Source organism: Streptomyces sp. NPDC002328 (assembly GCF_042890065.1).
GTDB lineage: Bacteria > Actinomycetota > Actinomycetes > Streptomycetales > Streptomycetaceae > Streptomyces.
In genome coordinates this window covers 128556-149837 of sequence record NZ_JBIARQ010000009.1, presented here as the reverse complement: position 1 = coordinate 149837, position 21282 = coordinate 128556, and the positions used below count along the sequence as shown (strand labels likewise).

Below are 21282 nucleotides of genomic sequence, written 5' to 3'. Positions count from 1 at the left end.
CATGACCGCACTGCCTCGGCACGTACCTTCCAGCTCCGGTCTGACGGACTCCCGCCACCCCAGGGGCCTGCCCTGGCGGCGCAGCAGCCACAGCACGGGAGCCAACAACTGCGTGGAGACGGCCCGCCCGGTCTCGGGACCGTGGTCCGGCCTGCTCGCCGTACGCGACTCCAAGGACCCGGACGGTCCCGCCCTGCTCTTCTCCCCCGAGAGCTGGACGGGCTTCACGGCCGCGTTCCGCTGACCCCTACCCGTTACCCGTCCCTCCGGCGCACGGCCGTGTCACGCCGACTCATGGTCGTGTCCCGCCGATCACCCGTACAGCGCGTTCGATCTGTCCCTCGGTGAGGTCCGCGCGGGCGGTCAGCCTCAGACGGGAGACGCCGTCGGGCACGGAAGGAGGACGGAAGCAGCCCACGGCCAGTCCCGCCGCCCGGCAGTCCGCCGCCCAGCGCACGGCCTGCTCCGGGGACGGAGCCCGCACGGAGACGACCGCGGCGTCCGGACGCACCGCTTCCAGACCCGCGGCCGTCAGGCGCGCGTGCAGCTCGCCCGCGACCGCACGCGCGCGTGCGGCGCGTTCCGGCTCCCGGCGCAGCAGCCGCAGGGCCGCCAGGGCCGCTCCCGCCGCCGCGGGCGCGAGGCCCGTGTCGAAGATGAACGTCCGGGCCGCGTTGACCAGATGGTCGATCACGCGCGCGGGCCCGAGCACCGCCCCGCCCTGGCTGCCGAGCGACTTGGACAGCGTCACCGTGACGACGACGTCGTCCGCGCCCGCCAGTCCCGCCGCGTAGGGCGCGCCCCGGCCGCCGTCGCCGAGCACGCCGAGGCCGTGGGCGTCGTCCACGACCAGCCCCGCGCCGTGCGCACGGCACGCCTCGGCGAGCCCGGCCAGCGGGGCGGCGTCGCCGTCGACCGAGAAGACCGTGTCGGAGACCGCCACGGCCGGGCCCTCGTGGGTGCCGAGCGCCTTGCGCACGGCGTCGGGGTCGGCGTGCGCGACGACCTGGGTGGCGCCGCGGGCGAGCCGGCAGCCGTCGATGAGCGAGGCGTGGTTGCCCGCGTCGGAGACGATCAGCGAGCCGTGCGGGGCCAGCGCGGTGACCGCGGCCAGGTTGGCGGCGTACCCGGAGGAGAAGACGAGCGCCGCCTCGACGCCGCAGAAGTCGGCCAGTTCGCGTTCGAGTTCGCCGTGCAACTCGGTGGTGCCGGTGACGAGCCGGGAGCCGGTCGAGCCGCCGCCCCAGGTCCGGGCGGCCCCGGCCGCGCCCTCGGTGACCTCGGGGTGACGGGCCAGGCCCAGGTAGTCGTTGCTCGCGAGGTCGAGCAACGGGGAGTCGGCCGGACGGGGGCGCAGGGTGCGTACGAGTCCGGCGCGGCGGCGCAGTTCCGCCTGCTCGTCGATCCAGCCGAACGCCATGGGTCCTCCGGGGCTTTTGTAGGTAACGGACAGACACTAGCCGTCCGGTCGGTCCCCCATGGTGTGGCAATACCCACACGTCGAAGCGGGTGTGTTGTGTGATCCCTACCTTGGCCAGGAGCGGGTCGGTAGGACAGGATCGGCTCTCATGGACCTGCTGAACACGCTGGTGGACAAGGGGCTTCGGCGCGAGCTGCCGACCCGTGAGGAAGCGCTGGCCGTGCTGGCCTCCTCCGACGACGACCTGCTCGACGTGGTGGCCGCGGCCGGCAAGGTGCGCCGGCACTGGTTCGGGCGACGGGTGAAACTCAACTACCTCGTCAACCTCAAGTCGGGGCTGTGCCCCGAGGACTGCTCCTACTGCTCCCAGCGGCTGGGCTCGACGGCCGGGATCCTCAAGTACACCTGGCTGAAGCCCGACGAGGCCTCCGAGGCGGCGGCCGCGGGGCTGGCCGGCGGCGCCAAGCGGGTGTGCCTGGTGGCGTCCGGGCGCGGGCCGACCGACCGGGACGTGGACCGGGTCTCCAAGACCATCCAGGCGATCAAGGAGCAGAACGAGGACGTCGAGGTGTGCGCCTGTCTCGGGCTGCTCTCCGACGGCCAGGCGGAGCGGCTGCGCGAGGCCGGCGCCGACGCCTACAACCACAACCTCAACACCTCCGAGGCGACCTACAAGGACATCACGACCACGCACACGTACGCCGACCGGGTGGACACCGTCCGCAAGGCGCACGCGGCGGGCCTGTCGGCGTGCTCCGGTCTGATCGCCGGGATGGGCGAGAGCGACGAGGACCTGATCGACGTGGTGTTCTCGCTGCGCGAGCTGGACGCGGACTCGGTGCCGGTCAACTTCCTCATCCCGTTCGAGGGCACCCCGCTGGCCAAGGAGTGGCACCTCACCCCGCAGCGCTGTCTGCGGATCCTGGCGATGGTGCGGTTCGTGTGCCCGGACGTGGAGGTGCGCATCGCGGGCGGCCGTGAGGTGCATCTGCGCACGATGCAGCCGCTGGCGCTGCACCTGGCCAACTCGATCTTCCTCGGCGACTACCTGACCAGCGAGGGCCAGGCCGGCAAGGCCGACCTGGAGATGATCGCGGACGCCGGGTTCGAGGTGGAGGGCGCGGGCGAGGTCACGCTGCCCGAGCACCGGGTGACGGCGGGCGGGGGCTGCGGCTCGCACGCCGCCGCCGATGCCGGGGGCCAGGAGGGCGCGGGCTGCGGCTCCCACGCGGGCGGCGGCGGCTGCGGCTCCCATGGCGGCGGCTGCGGCTCCCACGCGGGGAGCGGCGAGGGCGGCGGGATCTGCGGCTCCTCCCCCGCGCCGACGGCCGCCGAGCCCCGTACGGACCTGGTCGCCGTCCGCCGCCGGGGCACCGGAACGGATCTCGCGCCCAATGCCTGAGCCGGGCGGGCTGGGCATGCCGGGCGCGCCGGGCGTGCTGGGTGTGCGGGAGCTGCTGGACCTCGACCGGCGGCATGTGTGGCATCCGTACGGTCCCATGCCCGGCCGGGCCGAACCGCTCGTCGTGGAGTCGGCGAGCGGGGTCCGGCTGCGGCTCGCGGACGGCTCGGGCGAGCTGGTCGACGGCATGTCGTCGTGGTGGTCGGCGATCCACGGCTACAACCACCCGGTGCTGAACGAGGCGGCGCGGGAGCAGTTGGCCCGGATGAGCCACGTCATGTTCGGCGGGCTCACCCATGAGCCCGCCGTGCGGCTGGCGAAGCTCCTTGTCGACATGTCGCCCGATGGCCTCGAGCATGTGTTCCTGGCCGACTCGGGGTCGGTGTCGGTCGAGGTCGCGGTGAAGATGTGCCTCCAGTACTGGCGTTCGCTGGGCCGTCCCGGCAAGCGGCGGCTGCTGACGTGGCGCGGCGGCTACCACGGCGACACCTGGCAGCCGATGTCGGTGTGCGACCCCGAGGGCGGGATGCACGAGCTGTGGACCGGGGTGCTGCCCCGTCAGCTCTTCGTGGACGCGCCGCCCGCGGACTACGACGAGGAGTACGCGGAGCGGCTGCGCGACGAGATCGAGCGGCACGCGGACGAGCTGGCCGCAGTGATCGTCGAGCCGGTGGTGCAGGGCGCGGGCGGGATGCGGTTCCACTCCCCCGCGTATCTGCGGGTGCTGCGCGAGGCGTGCGACGCGCACGACGTGCTGTTGGTGTTCGACGAGATCGCTACCGGCTTCGGCCGTACGGGCGCGCTGTTCGCGGCGGAGCACGCGGCGGTGACGCCGGACGTGATGTGCGTGGGCAAGGCGCTGACCGGCGGCTATCTGACCATGGCGGCGACGTTGTGCACGGCTCGGGTCGCCGACGGCATCTCGCGGGGCGAGGTGCCGGTGCTGGCGCACGGGCCGACGTTCATGGGCAATCCGCTGGCCGCGGCGGTCGCCTGCGCCTCGATCGAGCTGCTGCTCGGGCAGGACTGGCTCGCGGAGGTCGAGCGGATCGAGGCGGGGCTGCGGGACGGGCTCGCGGCGGTCGCCACGCTGCCCGGCGTGAAGGACGTCCGTGTGCTCGGGGCCGTCGGGGTGGTCCAGCTCGACCACGCCGTGGACATGAAGGCCGCCACGGAGGCGGCCGTACGGGAGGGCGTGTGGCTGCGGCCGTTCCGCGACCTCGTCTACACGATGCCGCCGTACGTCACCGATGACGCGGACCTGGCACGGATCACGCGCGCGGTGTGCGCGGCGGCGCGGGAGGGATGAGCATGCCGATCCTGGTGATCACGGGGACGGGCACGGAGGTCGGCAAGACCGTCACGACGGCGGCCGTGGCCGCGTCGGCGCGGGCGGCGGGCCGCTCGGTGGCGGTGCTGAAGGCCGCCCAGACCGGCGTACGGCCGGACGAGCGCGGGGACGCCGACGAGGTCGCGCGGCTCGCCGGCGCGGTGACGACGGCCGAACTCGCCCGCTATCCCGACCCGTTGGCCCCGGCGACGGCGGCCCGGCGGGCGGGCCTGCCGCCGGTGCGTCCGCAGGACGTCGCCGACGCCGCCGCCAAGCTGGCCGCCGAGCACGACCTGGTCCTGGTGGAGGGCGCGGGCGGCCTGCTCGTGCGCTTCGACGAGGCCGGCGGCACGCTGGCCGACGCGGCGGAGCTGCTGCGGGCGCCGGTGCTCGTGGTGGCCTCGCCGGGCCTGGGCACGCTGAACACCACCGAGCTGACGTCCCGTGAACTTTGCTCACGAGGACTGGAGTTGTTGGGCGTGGTGATCGGCAGCTGGCCCGACTCGCCCGATCTGGCGATGCGTTGCAACGTCACCGATCTCCCCGACGTCGCCGGCGCCCCGCTGCTGGGGGCGCTGCCCGACGGGGCCGGATCGCTGCCGCCCGCCGACTTCCGTACGGTGGCGCGGAGTTGGCTCGCGCCGCGGCTGGACGGGACGTGGGAGGCGGACGCGTTCCGCGACCGGGCCGAGTCCGCCTAGCCGTCGTACTCCTCCTCCAGCAGTCGGACCAGTTCGATGCGGGAGCGGATGCCCAGGCGGGTGAAGACGCCTCGTAGGTGGTGGTCGATGGTGCGGGGGCTGAGCGCGAGGTAGGTGGCTATCTCGCGGTTGGTCGCGCCCTCGGCCGCCATACGGGCGACCCGGAGTTGCTGTGCGGTCAGGTGGGGTGTGCGGTTCTCGGGCGGGCGGGCCGCGGCGGCGGGCGCTCCGAGGGCGCGGAGTTCGGCGCGGGCCCGTTCGGCGCAGTGCGGGGCGCCGAAGGCCTCGAACGCCTCCAGGGCGCTGTGCAGCCGGTCGCGGGCCTCGGCGCGGTGGCGCAGCCGGCGCAGCGCGCCGCCGAACAGCAGTTCCGTGCGGGCGCGTTCGACGGCGCGGGTGCCGCGGTCGTGCAGGTCGAGGGCGGTGCGGTAGTGCTCGACGGCGTCCGCGCCCGGGGTGAGCAGGGCGTGGCAGCGGGCGCTGAGGGCGAGGTCGTCGGCGCTGCGGACGGCGTGGGCCCAGCGGTCGTAGACGGCGTGGGCGGCGCGGGCGATGCGGGTGTCGCCGGTGTGCACGGCGGCCTCGACGTAGTGCGGGGTGGCCAGATGGCGGACGGCTCGGTGTCCGTGGCCGGGGCCGAAGCCGGCGAGGGCGCGCAGTCGGGCGGCGGCGTCGCCGTAGCGGCCGGAGCCGAGGTCGAGGACGGCGAGCGCCCACTGGGCGAGGGCGGCGGGCAGGCCGAGGCCGTGCGCGAGGGCGAACGAGCGTGCGGCGGCGGCCCGTTCACGGCACAGGGCGGCGTCGCCGGTGAGCGCGGCGAACATCGCGAGGGCGGCCTGGAGATGGCAGGCGCCGTTGTCCTGGCCGGTGGCGTGGGCCTGGCGCAGCGCGTCCAGGGCGGCGGCCTCGGCGGCGCGGAGGCGGCCGGTCCAGAAGTCGGCGTGAGCGCGGAACTCCATGGCCTGGGAGACGAGGGGCGTGAGGCCGCGGGCGCGGGCGGCGGTCGCCGCGCGGACGGTGGCGGTGGCGGCGCGGGTGTGGTCGCCGAGCATGAGGGCGGCGATGCCGGCGTGCAGGAGGAGGGTGGGGTCGCCGCCCGGCCCGCAGCGCCCGGCGGTGGCCTCCAGCAGGTTTCGCGCGTCGTCGTAGCGCCCGTCGACGGCGGCGGTGAGCCCGTCGAGGACGCCGGGAGGCGCGACGCCGAACCGGTGGGCGACCTGGACGGCCTCGCGGCAGCGGCGCAGGTCGCCGGTGTAGACGGCGGCTTCGGTGGCGCGGGCGAGGAGGTGGCGGGCGTGCTCCCCGGCCCGGTCGGAGAGGCCGGCGGCGGCTCGTGCCGCTCCTTCGGTCAGCGCGTCGAACGCCTCCGCCGCGTGTCCCGCCCGCAGGGCGAGGACGCCGTCGAGGGCCGGGGTGTCGGTGCGGGCGGCGAGGAGGCGGGCGCGGTCGCCGTCGCCGGAGTTCCAGGCGTCGGCGGCGGCGCGGGCGAGGAGGCGGACGCGGGGGCGGGCCTCGGGGGTGAGGGCGGCGGCGCGTTCGGCGAGGGCGCCGGCCAGGGCGGGGTCCCCGGCGGCGCGGGCCCGGGCGGCGGCCGCGGTCAGTTCGGCGGCGAGCCGCCCGCTGGGGCCGAGGGCGGCGGCCCCCCGGTGCCAGGAGCGGCGGGGGGACTCGCCCGCGCCGTGCAGGACGCGGGCGAGCAGTCGGTGGGCGTCGCGCCGGTCGGCCGGGGTGGCGGTCCCGTAGGCGGCGACGCGGGTCCAGGGGTCGGCGAAGCCGACCCCGCCGGGGGTGGCGTGGGCGAGTCCGGCGGCCTCGGCGGCCTCCAGCGGCCGGGTGTCGAGGCGGGCGGCGGCGACGGCCCGCAGGAAGGCGTGGGTGGCGACCGGGTACTGGTCGGCCGCGGCGAGCAGGAGCAGCAGCCGGGCGCCGTCGGGGAGCGCCCGCACGGCGTGCCGGTAGGGGGCGAGCAACTCGGGGAGCAGGTCGGCCGGTTCGGCGGGCAGCGGATCGAGGCCCGCGAGCTGACGGTCGGTCAGGCGCGTGGCGAGGGCGGCGGCGGCGCGCGAATCGCCGTGCACCGAACGCAGGATCCGCACCCGTACCCCCTCGCGGACGGCGGGGGCCGGGGGCGGTGGTGGCCAAGGGCGGGCAAGTCGTGGGGGGTTCACCGGTGTCACCACGCACATCACGTTACCGACGGGTTACTTGAACCGTAAAGACCGGCGACTTCACCGATGCGCCGCGCGTAGACCCCACCGGACACTCCTGACGACCCCACACGTTTCAGGAGGCATCATGCAGCGCCACAAGCGTCGCATCGCCACGGCCCTTTCGGCCCTGGCCGCATCGCTCCTTCTGTCACTCTCCCTCACCGCTCCCCCCGCCCAGGCCGCCGCCCGCAACCCCGTCGTCTTCGTGCACGGCATCAGCAGCTCCTCGAGCAGCTGGAACGAATGGGTGGGCTTCTTCAAGGCGGACGGCTACACCGCCGCCGAGCTCGACGCCTGGACTTACAGCTGGTCCCAGTCGAACGTCACCACGGCACGGCAGTTGGCCACCGAGATCCAGAACGTGCTGGCGCGGACCGGCGCGAGCAAGGTCGATCTCGTGGTGCACTCCATGGGCGCGCTCAGCTCCCGCTACTACCTCAAGAACCTCGGCGGGACCGCGTACGTCGACGACTTCGTCTCCGTCGCCGGCACCAACCACGGCACGTCGGTCGCCGCGCTGTGCGGGTGGCTGTACACCTCGTGCAACGAGATGCGAACCGGCAGTTCCTTCCTCACCGCGCTCAACTCCGGTGACGAGACGCCGGGAAGCGTCGCCTACGCGGCCTACTGGTCGAACTGCGACTCGGCGATCGACCCGGACTCCTCGGCGCTGCTGAGCGGGGCGACCAACGTCGGCGTCGGCTGCGTCTCGCACACGGACATGAACAACGACGAGGGCATCTACGACCAGGTGTACGCCTTCGTGCAGTAGCGAGGGTGCGACGGGCCCGCGCGGGGGAGAATCCCGGTAGGCCCGTCCTGCCCGGGAGGTCGCCATGCCGCCACGGTCCACCGGTTCGACGAGACTGCCCGGTGATCCCGTCCGCCATCCGCTGTTCGCCCGGTGCTACGCCCGGCTCAGCGTCGCCGCGGAGCACCGCGCCGGTCTCGGCGGGCTCCGCGACCGGCTGCTGGCCGGGCTCTCCGGCCGGGTCATCGAGATCGGCGCGGGGAACGGCCTGAACTTCGATCACTATCCGGGCGCCGTCTCGGAGGTCGTCGCGATCGAGCCGGAGCGGACGCTGCGCGGGCTCGCGCGGGAGGCGGCACTGCGCGCCGAGGTGCCCGTGGACGTGGTGCCGGGCGCGGCGGAGGCGCTGCCGGTCAAGAGCGAGGCGTTCGACGCGGCGGTGGTCTCGCTGGTGCTGTGCAGTGTGCGGGACGTGCCGCGGGCGCTCGGCGAGCTGCGGCGGGTGCTGCGGCCGGGCGGCGAGGTGCGGTTCCTGGAGCACGGCCTGGGCGGCGGCCGGGCGATGACGTTCACGCAGCGCGCGCTGGACCGGACGGTATGGCCGCCCCTGGCGGGCGGCTGCCATCTGTCCCGCGATCCGGTGGCCGCCCTGCGGGACGCCGGCTTCGCACTGGGCCCGTACCGCAGGCTGTTCCTGCCGGAGAAGGGGCCGCGGCTGCCGGTGTCCTACTGCGTGCTGGGCACGGCGTGGCGGCCGGGCGCCCCGGACGGTCCCCCATAGCCGACCGCGGATCAGCCGGCCGCGGACCTCACTCGCTCCAGCTCCGCAGCTCCCGTGCGATGTCGTACACGCCCGCCTCGCCGCTCTTGACGAGCCGGGCCAGGTCGCGGACCTGCTCGGGCGTGGTCTCGACCTTCGCGCCGCCGGCGACGAGGTAGGCGTACGCCACCGCGGACGCGAACAGCGCGTTGGAGCGCTCCAACGCCGGTACGTGGATGAGGAGTTGGAGCAGGGAGGCGGCGCGGGTGTACGGGTCGTCGTAGACGGGGACGTCGAAGATCTCGGCCTGGTGGCGGGCCACGGCGGCGACCAGGGCGCCCCAGTCGGTGACCTGGGGGTCGCCCGGGGTCTGCCGTTCGGCGAGCATCAGCAGCCAGGCGAGATCGATGCTGAGGTGGCTCAAGGTCTCAGCGGCGACCTTCGCTCGACGGACCGGGGCGCGCGCCCTCGCGTTCGGCGCCGAACTCCTCGGCGAACACGGACTCGTACCGCTTCATGAAGTCGGCGGCGGCCTCGACGAACGTGTGGCCGGTCTCGCCCGCGTCCTGGCGGACGAGTTCCTCGATGTAGCGGTTGACGCTGATGCCGCGGGCCGTGGCGCGCTCGCGGGCGGCGCGGGCCGTGCCCTCGTCGACACGGACGTTCAACTGGGTCTTCGCCATACCTCGAAGCTAGCGCCGGAACGCTAGCACCGGCAAGGCGCGTCCGGAACCCGAAAAAGATTCCTCGTGTGGGCCGCGTCACATTAGGCTCGACCGGACAGGGAAGTCGGCACGTCCACGCGACCGAGGAGGCACCTTGTCCACACCTGCCGCGGAGCACGCCCCCGGCCGGGCCTCGGCCGACGACGTGGCGGCCCGCGCCCGCGGGCTGACCAAGGCCTACGGCTCCGGCGAGACGACCGTGCTCGCCCTGGACGCGGTGGACGTGGACGTCGTGCGCGGCCGCTTCACCGCGGTGATGGGACCGTCGGGCTCCGGGAAGTCCACGCTGATGCACTGCCTGGCCGGACTCGACACCGTTTCGGCCGGTCAGGTGTGGCTCGGCGACACCGAGATCACGGGCTTGAAGGACCGCGAGCTGACCCGGCTGCGGCGGGACCGGATCGGGTTCATGTTCCAGTCGTTCAATCTGATCCCGACGCTGAACGCGGCCGAGAACATCACCCTGCCGATGGACATCGCCGGGCAGAAACCCGACCAGAAGTGGCTGGACCAGGTGATCGACACACTCGGTCTGCGGGACCGCCTCAAGCACCGGCCGTCCCAGCTGTCCGGCGGCCAGCAGCAGCGCGTGGCCTGCGCGCGGGCGCTCGCCTCCCGCCCCGAGCTGATCTTCGCGGACGAGCCGACCGGCAACCTGGACTCGCGGGCGGGCCTGGAGGTCCTCGCGTTCCTGCGCGAGGCCGTCGACAACCTGGGCCAGACGGTCGTCATGGTCACCCACGACCCGGGCGCCGCCGCCCACTCCGACCTGGTGCTCTTCCTCGCGGACGGGCGGATCGTGGACGAGATGGAGCACCCCAGCGCGGAGGCCGTGCTCGAACGCATGCGCCTGTTCGCCGGCGGGAACACCGCACGCGTCGCCGGGCCCGGTCCCGACGGCCTCGCCGGACCCGACGGTCTCGCCGCCCGGTCCGCCATGGAACCCGCCGGGGAGGACTGACACCGTGATCAGGGCGACTCTGCGGAGCTTCCTCGCCCACAAGGGCAGACTGCTGCTGTCCGCGCTGGCGGTCGTCCTGTCGGTGGCGTTCGTCGCGGGCAGCCTGATCTTCTCGGACACGGTGACCCGCACCTTCGACCGCCTGTTCGCCTCCACGGCGGCCGACGTGACCGTCGAGCCGAAGAAGGACCTCGACTCCGCCGTGCCGACCGGCGCGGTACGGACCATGCCCGCCTCGCTCGCCGAGGCGGTGGCGCGGGTCCCCGGCGTCGCGTCGGCCCACACCGACGTGGGCGTGGAGAACATCACCGTCGTGAACAGCCGTAACCAGTCCGTGGGGCCCACCACCGGCGCCCCGACGATCGCCGCCGACTGGAACGTCACCGACCGCAGCCCTGTGGAGCTGACCTCCGGCCGCGCCCCGAAGGGCGCCGGCGAGGCCCTGCTCGACGCCGACACCGCCGACAAGAAGGGCGTGCGGATCGGCGACACCCTCACCGTGATGGCCCAACCGGGCTCGTTCAGGGTCGAGGTCGTCGGCATCGCCACGTTCACCACCACCAATCCCGGCGCGGCGCTGGTCTTCCTCGACCCCGCGATCGCCGCGACCGAGCTGCTGGGCTCCCCCGACCGGGCCACCGCCGTCTCCGTGGACGCGGCGGACGGGGTCACCAACGACGAGCTCAAGGCCCGCGTCGCCACGGCGATCGGCTCGGGCCCCTACGACGTGAAGACCGCCGGCGAGCAGGCCAAGTCGGCGGCGGAGAGCCTCGGCGGCTTCCTCGACATCATCAAGTACGTGATGCTGGGATTCGCCGGGATCGCCGTCCTCGTGGGCGTGTTCCTCATCGTCAACACGTTCTCGATGCTGATCGCGCAGCGCACCCGTGAGCTGGGCCTGCTGCGCGCCCTGGGCGCCGACCGGCGTCAGGTGCGGCGCTCGGTGCTGACCGAGGCGGTGCTGCTCGGCGTGGTCGGCTCGACGCTGGGCCTCGCGGCGGGCATCGGGCTGGCGGTCGGCCTGATCCGGCTGATGAGCACGCTCGGCATGAACCTGAAGACCACGGAGATGGTCATCGGCTGGGGCACCCCGGTCTCCGCGTACGTCGTCGGCGTCGGCGTCACCTTCGTGGCGGCCTATCTGCCGGCCCGCCGCGCGGCGGGCGTGTCGCCGATGGCGGCGCTGTCGGACGCGGACGTCGCCGGCGTGGGCCGCCCGCTGAAGACGCGCGCGGTGGTCGGGGCGGTCGTCGGCGCGGTCGGCGTGGCCGCGCTCGCGGGCTGCGCGGCCGCCTCCCGGACGGCGACCTCGGCCTCCCTGCTGGGCCTCGGCGTCCTCCTCACGCTGATCGCGACGGTCATCGCCGGGCCGCTGCTGGTGCGCCCGGTGATCCGGGTGCTCGGCGCGGCCTTCCCGGCGCTGTTCGGCTCCGTCGGGCGGATGAGCCAGCGCAACGCCCTGCGCAATCCGCGCCGCACGGGCGCGACCGCGGCGGCGCTCATGGTGGGGCTCGCCCTGGTGGGCGGCATGTCGGTGGCGAGCGCCTCGATGTCGAAGTCGTTCGACCAGCAGATCGACCAGACGCTGGGCGCCGACTTCGTCGTCCAGAACGCCAACTTCACGCCGTTCTCCCAGGAGATCACCGACCGGGTCCGCGCCACGGACGGCGTCGGCCTCGTCGTACGGCAGCGGTTCGCGCCGCTCGCCGTGCTGCTGCCCGACGGCAAGCGGGTGGAGACGACGGCCGCCGGGTACGACGACCAGGTCGACGACGTCGCCCATGTCACGTACGCCGGGGGGAGCGCGGCGGGGGCGCTGACCGACGGGGCGATGGGCATGGACGTGGACTTCGCCGAGGACCACGGGGTGCGCGTCGGCAGCGTGCTCCCGGTGGACTTCCCCGGCGGCCGGACGACCTCGCTGCGGGTCGGCGCGCTCACCGACCAGGACGCCGCCGAGGGCTTCGGCATGCAGGGCGGGCTGTTCGTCGGGATCGCGACCGTGGAGAAGTACGTGCCCCGCGGGCAGGACTCCGCGCTGTACCTCAACGCGGCCGACGGCACGGACCCCGACGAGCTGCGGCCCCGGCTGGAGCGGACGCTCGACCCGTATCCGCAGGTTCAGGTGCGCGACCAGGCCGACTACAAGGACCTGGTGCACGACCAGATCGCCGTGCTGCTGTACCTCGTGTACGCGCTGCTCGGGCTGGCGATCGTCATCGCGGTGCTCGGGGTGGTCAACACGCTGGCGCTGTCGGTGGTGGAGCGGACCCGGGAGATCGGGCTGCTGCGGGCCATCGGGCTGTCCCGGCGGCAGCTGCGCCGGATGATCCGGCTGGAGTCGGTGGTGATCGCCGTGTTCGGCGCGGTCCTGGGCCTCGGGCTGGGGCTGGTGTGGGGCGTGTGCACCCAGCAGGTGCTGGAGTTGCAGGGCATGCGGGCGCTGGCGGTCCCGTGGGGGACGATCGTCGCGGTCGTCGTCGGCTCGGCGGCCGTGGGCGTGGTGGCGGCCCTGTTGCCGGCCCTGCGGGCGTCCCGGATGAACGTGCTGGCGGCGATCGCGCACGAGTGAGGCCGGGATGGGCGGCGGGGGCGGCGGCTGTCCGGACGGGCGGCGACTGTCGGGACGGGCGGCGACTGTCCGGACGGGCGGCGACTGTCGGGACGGGGATGGGCCGTAGCTGTCCGGATGCCGGAATCCGGTGTCCGGGCGCGCCGCCCGTGGTGGGATCGGCCCATGTCTGATCTGCGGATACGGGCCGCGACGCCCGACGACCTCGACATCGTGCTGGCCTTCTGGAAGTCGGCCGCCGAGGGGACGAGCATCAGCGACGACCGGGGCGGCGTGGAGCGGCTGGTGGACCGCGACCCCGAGGCGCTGATCCTGGCCGAGCTGGACGGCGAGCTGGTCGGCACGGTGATCGCCGGGTTCGACGGGTGGCGCTGCCATCTGTACCGGCTGGCCGTGCACCCGGAGCGGCGTCGCCGGGGCATCGGCTCGGCGCTGCTCGCCGCCGCGGAGGAACGGTTCGTCCGGCTGGGCGGACGGCGCGCGGACGCGATGGTGCTGACGCGCAACGAGACGGCGCATCATGCCTGGCGCGCGGCGGGGTACGCGCCGGAGGAGAGGTGGCGGCGCTGGGTGAAGCCGCTCGCCGACTGAACCCGGCCGCCGTGCGGCCCGGTGAGGCCGTTCGCCGGCGAATCCCGGCCGCCACCGACCTTGCTTTGCCGATCCTTTACCATTGGGGGGCCGTGTGAACCTTCGCGGTCCCTCTCCGACTCCCGAAAGGTGTGAGCGTCCGCCCATGGGCGAGCCTCCCAGTCCCCGACATCGCGCGTTCCTCCCTGCCCTGTCCGACCATGGGACGGAGGTGACCCGATGATGGAAGTGCTCCTGCTGCTGGTGGCGATCCTGCTGTCGCTCGCGTGCGGCGCCTTCGTCGCCGCGGAGTTCTCGCTCACCACGGTCGAACGCAGCGAACTGGAGCGGGCCGTCGAGCGCGGCGAGCGCGGCGCGGCCGGCGCCCTGAAGGCCGTCCGCAACCTCACCTTCCAGCTCTCCGGCGCCCAACTCGGCATCACCGTCACCAACCTGGTCGTCGGCATGCTTGCCGAGCCGTCGATCGCCAAGCTGATCTCCGGCCCGCTGGAGTCGCTCGGCCTGTCGAGCACCGCGTCCAGTTCGGTCGCGCTGGTGCTGGGCACGGCGCTGTCGACCGTGTTCCTGATGGTCGTCGGCGAACTCGTGCCGAAGAACTGGGCGATCTCCTCGCCGCTGACCGTGGCCAAGGGCGTGGGCAACGCCCAGCGCTGGTTCAGCGCCGCGTTCCGCCCCTTCATCACCCACCTCAACAACACGGCCAACCGGGTCGTACGCCGCTTCGGCCTGGAGCCCGCCGAGGAGCTGGCCTCCGCGCGCAGCCCGCAGGAACTGGCGGCGCTGGCCCGGCACTCCGCCAAGCAGGGCGCCCTGGAGGCCGACACCGCCGAGCTGTTCGTGCGCACCCTGAACCTGGCCGACCTGACCGCGGAGAACGTGATGACCCCGCGCGTCCAGGTCATCGCCCTGGAGGCGCAGGCGACCTGCGAGGACGTCGCGAACGCGACCCGCGCCACCGGTCTGTCCCGGTTCCCGGTCTACCGGGGCAACCTGGACACGGTCGTCGGCACCGCCCACGTCAAGGACGTCCTGGCGGTGCCCGCGGAGCGCCGCACGCGCGTGCCGGTCGCCGAGATCATGCGCGAACCGCTGCTGGTGCCCGAGTCGCTGACCGTGGACCGGCTGCTGGACCGGCTGTCCGGCAAGCGGACGATGGCCGTCGTCATAGACGAGTACGGCGGCACCGCGGGCGTGGCGACGCTGGAGGACATCGTCGAGGAGGTCGTCGGCGAGGTCCGCGACGAGCACGACCCGCACGAGACGCCCGACCTGGCCCCGGCGGGCAAGGACGACGACGGCCGCGTGCTGTACTCGGCCGACGGCGCCGCGCGCACCGACCAGCTCACGCGCGTGGGCCTCAACGCCCCCGAGGGGCCCTACGAGACGCTCGCCGGACTCGTCGCCACCGAGCTGGGCCGGATCCCGGCCGTCGGCGACAGCATCGAGGTCGGCGGCTGGCGCATGGACGTGGTCGACGCCTCCGGGCGCAGGGCCGCGCGGGTGCTGCTGCACGCGCCGCTGGACGATTCCTCGGAACAGTCGGAACAGGAGGTCGGCAAGTGACCGCCGTCCAGTTGCTGATCGGCCTGGCGACCCTCGTCGTCAACGCCTTCTTCGTGGGCGCCGAGTTCGCGCTGATCTCCGTGCGCCGCTCCCAGATCGAGCCGTACGCCGAGCAGGGCGACCGGCGCGCCAAGAGCGTGCTGTGGGGCCTGGAGCACGTGTCCGCGCTGATGGCCGCCGCGCAGCTCGGCATCACGCTGTGCACGCTGGTCCTCGGCGTGGTCGCGGAACCGGCGATCGCGCATCTGCTGGAGCCGGCGTTCCACGCGATGGGCGTCCCCGAGGGCGCGGGCCACGCGGTGTCCTTCGTCATCGCGCTGTCCCTGGCGACGTATCTGCACATGCTGCTCGGCGAGATGGTGCCGAAGAACATCGCGCTCGCCGAGCCGGTGCGCAGCGCGCTGCTGCTGGGCCCGCCGCTGGTCACGCTCTCCCGGGCGCTGCGTCCGGTGATCTTCGCGATCAACGCCTTCGCCAACGCGCTGCTCAAGCTGCTGCGGATCGAGACCAAGGACGAGGTCACGGCCACGTTCTCGGACGCGGAACTGGCGCAGATCGTCAAGGACGCGGGCGAGGCGGGACTGCTGGACGACCGCGCCCAGGAGCGGCTGCACGACGCCCTGGAGCTGGGCCGGCGCCCGGTGCGGGACGTCGTCATGCCGCTGGAACGCGTCGTCTACGCGCGCGTGGGCGTCACGGCGGCGGAACTGGAGGGGCTGGCGGCCGAGTCCGGGTTCTCCCGCTTCCCGGTCGTCGACGAGCAGCGCCGCATCGTGGGCTACCTGCACGTGAAGGACGCGCTGGACGCCTCACCCCGGGACGTGCCGTTCCGGGTGCGCGACCTGCGGCCCATCGCGCGCGTGCGGGAGACGACGCCCATGGACGACGTCCTCACCGCGATGCGCGGCAGCCGCACGCACCTGGCGGCCGTCCTCGGCGCCGACGGGCGTCTGGCGGGCCTGGTGACGATGGAGGACGTGCTGCGGGAGCTGTTCGGGCAGCGGGTGTGAGCGCGGGCCGCCGGACAGGCGGCCCAGCGTGCGAAGGGCGGGAGGCCATGGCCTTCCGCCCTTCGCTCTTCACCCTTCGCCCGTTGCCCGTCGCCGTTCGCCGTTCGCCGTTCGTCCAACCCGACCGACCGCCGGGTATGCGGGCGGGTTACCATCGCTGACGCCATGCAGACGAACACCACACCTCCGTACTCCAGTCTCGTCGCCGTGGGCGACTCCTTCACCGAGGGCATGTCGGATCTGCTGCCCGACGGCACCTACCGGGGCTGGGCCGACCTCCTCGCGGGGCGGATGGCCGCCCGCACGCCCGGCTTCCGGTACGCCAACCTCGCGGTGCGCGGGAAGCTGATCGGGCAGATCGTCGAGGAGCAGGTGCCCGTGGCCGCAGCGATGGGCGCCGATGTGATCACGCTGGTCGGCGGCCTCAACGACACCCTGCGCCCCAAGTGCGACATGGGCCGGGTGCGCGCCCTGCTGACGGAGGCCGTGGAGACGCTGGCCCCGGCCTGCAAGCAGCTGGTGCTCATGCGCAGCCCCGGCCGGCAGGGCCCGGTGATGCAACGGTTCCGGCCGCGCATGGAGGAGCTGTTCGTGTGCGTCGACGACCTGGCCGCCCGGCACGGCGCGCTCGTCGTCGACCTGTACGGCGCCCCTTCCCTGGGCGACCCCCGGCTGTGGGACGTGGACCGGCTCCACCTGTCCGCCGAGGGCCACCGCCGGGTCGCCGAGGCGGTCTGGCAGGGCCTCGGCCACGACCCCGAGGACACCGAGTGGCGCACGCCGATGCCGGCGACGCTGCCGCCGGGCTGGCTGCTGCGCCGGGCGGCGGACGCCCGGTTCGCCCGGCAGCACCTGTTGCCCTGGATATCCCGCCGCCTCACCGGCCGCTCCTCGGGAGACGGCCTGCCCCCGAAACGCCCGGAACTGCTGCCGTACGAGGGACCGTCGGCCTAGGCGAGTACGACCCTCGCGGTCGCGCGGGCGGTGACGTGGCTCTCGTAGGTTCCGCCGAACCGCCCCGCGCGCTGGCCTGCACGAATCGCCAGTAGACTCCGTGCACGTGACTTCCGCTCCCGCCAAGCCCCGCATCCCGAACGTCCTCGCCGGACGCTACGCCTCCGCCGAGCTCGCCACGCTCTGGTCGCCCGAGCAGAAGGTGAGGCTGGAGCGTCAGCTCTGGCTCGCCGTGCTGCGGGCGCAGAAGGACCTCGGGATCGAGGTGCCGGACGCGGCGATCGCCGACTACGAGCGTGTCCTCGACACCGTCGACCTGGCCTCCGTCGCCGAGCGTGAGAAGGTCACGCGGCACGACGTGAAGGCGCGGATCGAGGAGTTCAACGACCTCGCCGGGCACGAGCACGTCCACAAGGGCATGACCTCGCGCGATCTGACGGAGAACGTCGAGCAGCTCCAGATCCGGCTGTCGCTGGAGCTGATCCGCGACCGCACGGTGGCCGTCCTGGCCCGGCTGGGCAAGCTCTCGGCGGAGTACGGCGAGCTGGTCATGGCCGGCCGTTCGCACAACGTGGCCGCGCAGGCCACCACCCTCGGCAAGCGGTTCGCGACCGCCGCCGACGAGCTGCTCGTGGCGTACGGGCGGGTCGAGGAGCTGCTCGGCCGCTACCCGCTGCGCGGCATCAAGGGCCCGGTCGGCACGGCGCAGGACATGCTGGACCTGCTCGGCGGGGACGCCGCGAAGCTGGCCGAGCTGGAGCAGCGGATCGCCGATCACCTGGGCTTCGGGCAGGCGTTCACCTCGGTCGGCCAGGTGTACCCGCGTTCGCTGGACTACGAGGTCGTGACCGCGCTGGTGCAGCTGGCGGCGGGGCCGTCGTCGCTGGCGAAGACGGTCCGGCTGATGGCCGGGCACGAGCTGGTGACCGAGGGCTTCAAGCCGGGCCAGGTCGGCTCGTCCGCGATGCCGCACAAGATGAACACCCGCTCCTGCGAGCGCGTCAACGGGCTGATGGTGATCCTGCGCGGCTACGCCTCGATGACGGGCGAGCTGGCGGGCGACCAGTGGAACGAGGGCGACGTGTCGTGCTCGGTGGTGCGCCGGGTCGCGCTGCCGGACGCGTTCTTCGCGCTGGACGGGCTGCTGGAGACGTTCCTGACGGTGCTCGACGAGTTCGGCGCCTTCCCCGCCGTCGTCGCCCGTGAGCTGGACCGCTACCTGCCGTTCCTCGCCACCACCAAGGTGCTGATGGGCGCGGTGCGCGCCGGTGTGGGCCGCGAGCTCGCGCACGAGGCGATCAAGGAGAACGCCGTCGCCTCCGCGCTGGCCATGCGCGAGCAGGGCGCCGAGCGCAACGAGCTGCTCGACAAGCTCGCCGCCGACGAGCGCATCCCGCTGGACCGCGCGCAGTTGGACGCGCTGATGGCGGACAAGCTGTCCTTCACGGGCGCCGCCGCCGACCAGGTCGCCGCCGTCGTCGCCCGGATCGAGGAGATCGTCAAGCAGCGGCCGGAGGCGGCCGGTTACACGCCCGGGGCGATCCTCTGACGCGCTTCACCCAGGCGGAGCTGGAGGCCGCGCGCGACCGTATCGTCCCGGACGTGGTCGCGCGCGGCCTGCGCGTGTTGTTCTGCGGCATCAACCCGGGGCTGATGACGGCGGCGACCGGCCATCACTTCGCCCGCCCCGGCAACCGGTTCTGGCCCGTGCTGCACCTGTCCGGCTTCACGCCGAGGCTGCTGAAGCCCGCGGAGCAGGAGGAGCTGCTGTCGTACGGGCTGGGCATCACCAACGTGGTGGCCCGGGCGAGCGCGCGGGCCGACGAGCTGACCGCCGAGGAGTACCGCGAGGGCGGGCGGCTGCTGGCGGAGAAGGTGGTCCGGCTGGAACCGCGCTGGCTGGCGGTGGTCGGGGTCACCGCGTACCGGGCCGCGTTCGACGACCGGAAGGCTCAGGTGGGTCCGCAGGAGCGGGTCATCGGGGACACGCGCGTGTGGGTGCTGCCGAACCCGAGCGGTCTGAACGCGCACTGGACGGCGGCGACGATGGCGGAGGAGTTCGGGCGGCTGCGGGCGGCGGCGGAGGCCTGACGCCTCAGGGCGGGTCTATGACCGTGACGAGGACCAGGAGTTGGAACGGCAGCTCCCGGTCCCACTGGGACACCCCGAGCGCTATCCAGCGCGCGGTGTCCGGCGACTGCCACAGGTGGACGTCCGGCACATGCCCGCTGAGCGAGGCCCACGGCTCGGGTATGTCCTCGTCGTCGCTCATGGAGCGTTCCAGCGTGCTCGCCAGGCTGACGCGGTGCGGCGGGCCCCAGCGGTCGGCCAGCCGCTCCGTGAGGCCGTCCCGGTCGGCCTCGAACTGCTCCTCCGTCTCCTCCCGGCGCGTGCCGTCGTCCTCCCAGAAGCCGTCGCTGGTCCGTAAAGCGGCCATGAGATAGCCGGGGCCTCCCGTGCCCACGTCCGTCCTGCCGTGCTGCGCGGGGAAGTCCCGCGTGCACAGCAGGTCGATCATGGTGAGGCACCGTGCGAGGTTCATGGAACCCAGTAAACAGCTCACCACTGACAAGTGGCGGGGCGTCAGGCCGCCGTGCCGCTCAGGCGTCCCGGCGCCGTGTCCGCCACGCCCCCGCCCCGACCGCCGCCGCCGTCCACAGGGCGTTCACCGCGAGGCCGGTCCACGGGCCCAGGGCGCCCTGCGGCGCGCTGTGCAGCACCGCCTGGCCGGCCCGGTCGGGCAGGAAGTCGGCCGCGTTGCCGGACAGGTCGCCGACCACGAAGGACACGATCAGCAGGAACGGGACGAGAATGCTCAACGTGGCGACGCCGCTGCGCAGGACGGCGGTCAGACCGGCGGCGAACAGGGCCATCAGCGTGAGGTAGAGACCGCAGCCGACGGCGGCGCGCAGGCCCTCGATGGTGCCGATCGCGTCGGCCCCGTCGCCCAGGGCGGCGCTGCCCGCGGCCAGGGTGACGAAGCCGGTGGCGAGGCCGACCGCCAGGACGGGCAGGGCGATCGCCGTCAGCTTGGCGGCGAACCAGCGGCCCCGCCGCGGCACCGCGGCCAGGGAGACGCGCAGCGCACCGCCCCGGAACTCGGCGGCCACCGCACTCGTGGCGAAGGCGACCGCCGCGACCTGGCCGAAGCTGACGCCGAAGTAGACGGCGAACAGCGGGTCGAAGCCGTCCTCGGCGGTGTCCCCGGAGCCGTCGGCGGCGGCGAGCACGGAGAAGGCGACGGTGGCGAGCAGGATCGCGCCCAGACCGCCGAGCTGCGAGCGCAGTGTACGGACCTTGAGCAGCTCGGCGTGGAGGGCGGGGGCGAACGACATGGTCAGGCCTCCTGCGGCTGGGCCGCGAACTCGGTGTCGGCGGCGGTCAGATCGAAGTAGGCCTGCTCCAGCGTGCCTTCCTCCGCGGTCAATTCGAGCAGGGGGACGCCGGCGTCGGAGGCCAGGCGGCCGATGTCGTCCACGCGCGCGTGGTGCACGGTCCAGTGCCCGTCGTCGTGGGCGACGGCTTCGTGGCCGTGCCGGGCGAGGGCCGCGCCGAGGGCGGCGGGGTCGGTGGTGCGGATCCGCACCCGGGGCCGTACGCGCGCGTCGATGAAGTCCCGTGTCGGGGTGTCGGCGAGGAGGCGGCCCCGGCCGAGGACGACGAGGTGGTCGGCGAACGACGCGGTCTCGTTCATCAGATGGCTGGAGACCAGCACGGTGCGGCCCTCGCCCGCGAGCCGGCGCAGCAACGCGCGGATCCACACGATGCCTTCGGGGTCCAGTCCGTTGGACGGCTCGTCGAGGAGCACCACTTGAGGGTCGCCGAGCAGGGCCGCCGCGATGCCGAGGCGCTGGCGCATGCCCAGGGAGTACGTCTTGACCCGGCGGCGTGCGGCGGGGGCGAGCCCGGTCTCCTCCAGCACCTCGTCGACCCGGCGGACGGGGACGCGGTTGCTCGCCGCGAGGACGCGCAGATGGTCGCGGCCGGTGCGGGAGCCGTGCGGGGCCTGCGCGTCGAGCAGCGCGCCGACATGGCGCAGGGGCTCGTCGAGGGCGGCGTAGGGACGGCCGTCGAGCGTGGCGGCGCCGGAGGTCGGCCGGTCGAGGCCGAGGACGAGGCGCAAGGTGGTGGACTTGCCCGCGCCGTTGGGGCCGAGGAAGCCGGTGACGCGGCCGGGCAGGACGCGGAAGGTGAGCCCTTCCACGGCCCGGCGGGTGCCGTACTCCTTGGTGAGGTCGTGGACGTCGATGCTGGTCATGGGCACCACCCTGGCCGTCCGCCCGGTGTCCGGTCCTCCCCCGGCGGTGGAGTCCGTCTCCCCCGCTCGGGGGA

21 protein-coding genes are annotated in these 21282 nt (G+C 73.8%); 14 read left to right on the top strand and 7 right to left on the bottom strand.

The annotated features are described in order from the left end of the window. Nucleotide 1: 1 nt before the first annotated feature. Nucleotides 2-244, top strand: coding sequence for a DUF397 domain-containing protein (locus ACFYX4_RS23360; RefSeq protein WP_389336471.1), 243 nt, complete (start codon nucleotides 2-4; stop codon nucleotides 242-244). A gap of 48 nt (nucleotides 245-292) precedes the next feature. On the opposite strand, the gene ACFYX4_RS23355 is transcribed toward ACFYX4_RS23360, so the two are convergent. Further along, nucleotides 293-1420, bottom strand: a complete 1128-nt coding sequence (locus ACFYX4_RS23355) for an 8-amino-7-oxononanoate synthase (RefSeq protein WP_389336468.1) — start codon at nucleotides 1418-1420, stop codon at nucleotides 293-295. Nucleotides 1421-1568: 148 nt separating this feature from the next. On the opposite strand from ACFYX4_RS23355, the gene bioB reads away from it, so the two are divergent. Genes bioB through bioD form a run of 3 tightly spaced genes read left to right on the top strand, consistent with a single transcriptional unit; the run spans nucleotide 1569 to nucleotide 4853 of the window. Continuing rightward, nucleotides 1569-2822: a biotin synthase BioB gene (bioB, locus tag ACFYX4_RS23350; RefSeq protein ID WP_389336464.1), complete on the top strand. Its 1254-nt coding sequence runs from the start codon at nucleotides 1569-1571 to the stop codon at nucleotides 2820-2822. Next, nucleotides 2815-4131, top strand: coding sequence for an adenosylmethionine--8-amino-7-oxononanoate transaminase (locus ACFYX4_RS23345; protein ID WP_389336461.1), 1317 nt, complete (start codon nucleotides 2815-2817; stop codon nucleotides 4129-4131). The genes bioB and ACFYX4_RS23345 overlap by 8 nt, the downstream gene beginning before the upstream one ends. A gap of 2 nt (nucleotides 4132-4133) precedes the next feature. Next, on the top strand, nucleotides 4134-4853 hold the full coding sequence (gene bioD / locus ACFYX4_RS23340; protein ID WP_389336905.1) for a dethiobiotin synthase: 720 nt from the start codon (nucleotides 4134-4136) through the stop codon (nucleotides 4851-4853). Here bioD and ACFYX4_RS23335 read toward each other — a convergent pair. Beyond that, a complete protein-coding gene (locus tag ACFYX4_RS23335) occupies nucleotides 4850-7039 on the bottom strand; it encodes a LuxR C-terminal-related transcriptional regulator (RefSeq protein WP_389336458.1) in 2190 nt (729 codons plus the stop codon). The two genes, bioD and ACFYX4_RS23335, sit on opposite strands and share 4 nt — an antisense overlap. A gap of 109 nt (nucleotides 7040-7148) precedes the next feature. On the opposite strand from ACFYX4_RS23335, the gene ACFYX4_RS23330 reads away from it, so the two are divergent. Together ACFYX4_RS23330 and ACFYX4_RS23325 are read left to right on the top strand one after the other, a co-directional pair. After that, the gene (locus ACFYX4_RS23330) at nucleotides 7149-7835 is read left to right on the top strand and encodes an esterase/lipase family protein (protein WP_389336455.1); all 687 of its coding nucleotides are present in this window, start codon (nucleotides 7149-7151) and stop codon (nucleotides 7833-7835) included. A gap of 64 nt (nucleotides 7836-7899) precedes the next feature. After that, complete coding sequence (locus tag ACFYX4_RS23325; protein ID WP_389336452.1) at nucleotides 7900-8595, top strand: class I SAM-dependent methyltransferase; 696 nt, start codon at nucleotides 7900-7902, stop codon at nucleotides 8593-8595. 28 nt (nucleotides 8596-8623) lie between these two features. Here ACFYX4_RS23325 and ACFYX4_RS23320 read toward each other — a convergent pair whose 3' ends face one another. Both ACFYX4_RS23320 and ACFYX4_RS23315 read right to left on the bottom strand, forming a co-directional pair. Next, a complete protein-coding gene (locus tag ACFYX4_RS23320; RefSeq protein WP_389336449.1) occupies nucleotides 8624-8998 on the bottom strand; it encodes a fic family toxin-antitoxin system, toxin component in 375 nt (124 codons plus the stop codon). Nucleotides 8999-9002: 4 nt separating this feature from the next. Then, nucleotides 9003-9257 carry a toxin-antitoxin system HicB family antitoxin gene (locus tag ACFYX4_RS23315; protein ID WP_389336446.1) on the bottom strand — a complete coding sequence of 85 codons (255 nt, stop codon included), beginning with the start codon at nucleotides 9255-9257 and terminating at the stop codon, nucleotides 9003-9005. A gap of 136 nt (nucleotides 9258-9393) precedes the next feature. On the opposite strand from ACFYX4_RS23315, the gene ACFYX4_RS23310 reads away from it, so the two are divergent. The 8 genes from ACFYX4_RS23310 (at nucleotide 9394) to mug (ending at nucleotide 19041) form a co-directional block, all read left to right on the top strand. Further along, nucleotides 9394-10260: an ABC transporter ATP-binding protein gene (locus ACFYX4_RS23310; protein ID WP_389336443.1), complete on the top strand. Its 867-nt coding sequence runs from the start codon at nucleotides 9394-9396 to the stop codon at nucleotides 10258-10260. A gap of 4 nt (nucleotides 10261-10264) precedes the next feature. Then, on the top strand, nucleotides 10265-12832 hold the full coding sequence (locus ACFYX4_RS23305) for an ABC transporter permease (RefSeq protein WP_389336440.1): 2568 nt from the start codon (nucleotides 10265-10267) through the stop codon (nucleotides 12830-12832). A gap of 165 nt (nucleotides 12833-12997) precedes the next feature. Next, a complete protein-coding gene (locus tag ACFYX4_RS23300) occupies nucleotides 12998-13423 on the top strand; it encodes a GNAT family N-acetyltransferase (RefSeq protein WP_389336437.1) in 426 nt (141 codons plus the stop codon). Nucleotides 13424-13642: 219 nt separating this feature from the next. Further along, a complete protein-coding gene (locus ACFYX4_RS23295; RefSeq protein ID WP_389336434.1) occupies nucleotides 13643-14986 on the top strand; it encodes a hemolysin family protein in 1344 nt (447 codons plus the stop codon). After that, entirely contained in the window at nucleotides 14983-15996 is a 1014-nt protein-coding gene (locus tag ACFYX4_RS23290) for a hemolysin family protein (RefSeq protein ID WP_389336431.1), read from the top strand. Before ACFYX4_RS23295 ends, ACFYX4_RS23290 begins: the two co-directional genes overlap by 4 nt. Nucleotides 15997-16161: 165 nt before the next feature. Continuing rightward, nucleotides 16162-16950, top strand: coding sequence for an SGNH/GDSL hydrolase family protein (locus ACFYX4_RS23285; protein WP_389336428.1), 789 nt, complete (start codon nucleotides 16162-16164; stop codon nucleotides 16948-16950). 106 nt (nucleotides 16951-17056) lie between these two features. Next, nucleotides 17057-18499: an adenylosuccinate lyase gene (purB, locus tag ACFYX4_RS23280; RefSeq protein WP_389336425.1), complete on the top strand. Its 1443-nt coding sequence runs from the start codon at nucleotides 17057-17059 to the stop codon at nucleotides 18497-18499. Continuing rightward, the gene (gene mug / locus ACFYX4_RS23275) at nucleotides 18496-19041 is read left to right on the top strand and encodes a G/U mismatch-specific DNA glycosylase (protein ID WP_389336901.1); all 546 of its coding nucleotides are present in this window, start codon (nucleotides 18496-18498) and stop codon (nucleotides 19039-19041) included. Before purB ends, mug begins: the two co-directional genes overlap by 4 nt. Before the next feature lie 4 nt (nucleotides 19042-19045). Here the strand turns inward: mug and ACFYX4_RS23270 are convergent, their stop codons facing one another. From ACFYX4_RS23270 to ACFYX4_RS23260, 3 genes are read right to left on the bottom strand one after another with little or no spacing between them, the layout of a single operon-like run. Further along, the gene (locus ACFYX4_RS23270; RefSeq protein WP_389336422.1) at nucleotides 19046-19492 is read right to left on the bottom strand and encodes a hypothetical protein; all 447 of its coding nucleotides are present in this window, start codon (nucleotides 19490-19492) and stop codon (nucleotides 19046-19048) included. Nucleotides 19493-19550: 58 nt separating this feature from the next. After that, nucleotides 19551-20285, bottom strand: a complete 735-nt coding sequence (locus ACFYX4_RS23265; RefSeq protein WP_389336419.1) for an ABC transporter permease — start codon at nucleotides 20283-20285, stop codon at nucleotides 19551-19553. A 2-nt stretch (nucleotides 20286-20287) separates the two neighbouring features. Beyond that, on the bottom strand, nucleotides 20288-21208 hold the full coding sequence (locus tag ACFYX4_RS23260; protein WP_389336416.1) for an ATP-binding cassette domain-containing protein: 921 nt from the start codon (nucleotides 21206-21208) through the stop codon (nucleotides 20288-20290). Nucleotides 21209-21282 lie beyond the last annotated feature (74 nt).

Excerpts from the sequence above, each read along its gene's own strand:
- ACFYX4_RS23360 (WP_389336471.1), top strand. The coding sequence starts at position 2 with ATGACCGCACTGCCTCGGCACGTACCTTCCAGCTCCGGTCTGACGGAC.
- ACFYX4_RS23355 (WP_389336468.1), bottom strand. The coding sequence starts at position 1,420 with ATGGCGTTCGGCTGGATCGACGAGCAGGCGGAACTGCGCCGCCGCGCC.
- bioB (WP_389336464.1), top strand. The coding sequence starts at position 1,569 with ATGGACCTGCTGAACACGCTGGTGGACAAGGGGCTTCGGCGCGAGCTG.
- ACFYX4_RS23345 (WP_389336461.1), top strand. The coding sequence starts at position 2,815 with ATGCCTGAGCCGGGCGGGCTGGGCATGCCGGGCGCGCCGGGCGTGCTG.
- bioD (WP_389336905.1), top strand. The coding sequence starts at position 4,134 with ATGCCGATCCTGGTGATCACGGGGACGGGCACGGAGGTCGGCAAGACC.
- ACFYX4_RS23335 (WP_389336458.1), bottom strand. The coding sequence starts at position 7,039 with ATGTGCGTGGTGACACCGGTGAACCCCCCACGACTTGCCCGCCCTTGG.
- ACFYX4_RS23330 (WP_389336455.1), top strand. The coding sequence starts at position 7,149 with ATGCAGCGCCACAAGCGTCGCATCGCCACGGCCCTTTCGGCCCTGGCC.
- ACFYX4_RS23325 (WP_389336452.1), top strand. The coding sequence starts at position 7,900 with ATGCCGCCACGGTCCACCGGTTCGACGAGACTGCCCGGTGATCCCGTC.
- ACFYX4_RS23315 (WP_389336446.1), bottom strand. The coding sequence starts at position 9,257 with ATGGCGAAGACCCAGTTGAACGTCCGTGTCGACGAGGGCACGGCCCGC.
- ACFYX4_RS23300 (WP_389336437.1), top strand. The coding sequence starts at position 12,998 with ATGTCTGATCTGCGGATACGGGCCGCGACGCCCGACGACCTCGACATC.
- ACFYX4_RS23295 (WP_389336434.1), top strand. The coding sequence starts at position 13,643 with ATGATGGAAGTGCTCCTGCTGCTGGTGGCGATCCTGCTGTCGCTCGCG.
- ACFYX4_RS23285 (WP_389336428.1), top strand. The coding sequence starts at position 16,162 with ATGCAGACGAACACCACACCTCCGTACTCCAGTCTCGTCGCCGTGGGC.
- ACFYX4_RS23270 (WP_389336422.1), bottom strand. The coding sequence starts at position 19,492 with ATGAACCTCGCACGGTGCCTCACCATGATCGACCTGCTGTGCACGCGG.
- ACFYX4_RS23265 (WP_389336419.1), bottom strand. The coding sequence starts at position 20,285 with ATGTCGTTCGCCCCCGCCCTCCACGCCGAGCTGCTCAAGGTCCGTACA.
- ACFYX4_RS23260 (WP_389336416.1), bottom strand. The coding sequence starts at position 21,208 with ATGACCAGCATCGACGTCCACGACCTCACCAAGGAGTACGGCACCCGC.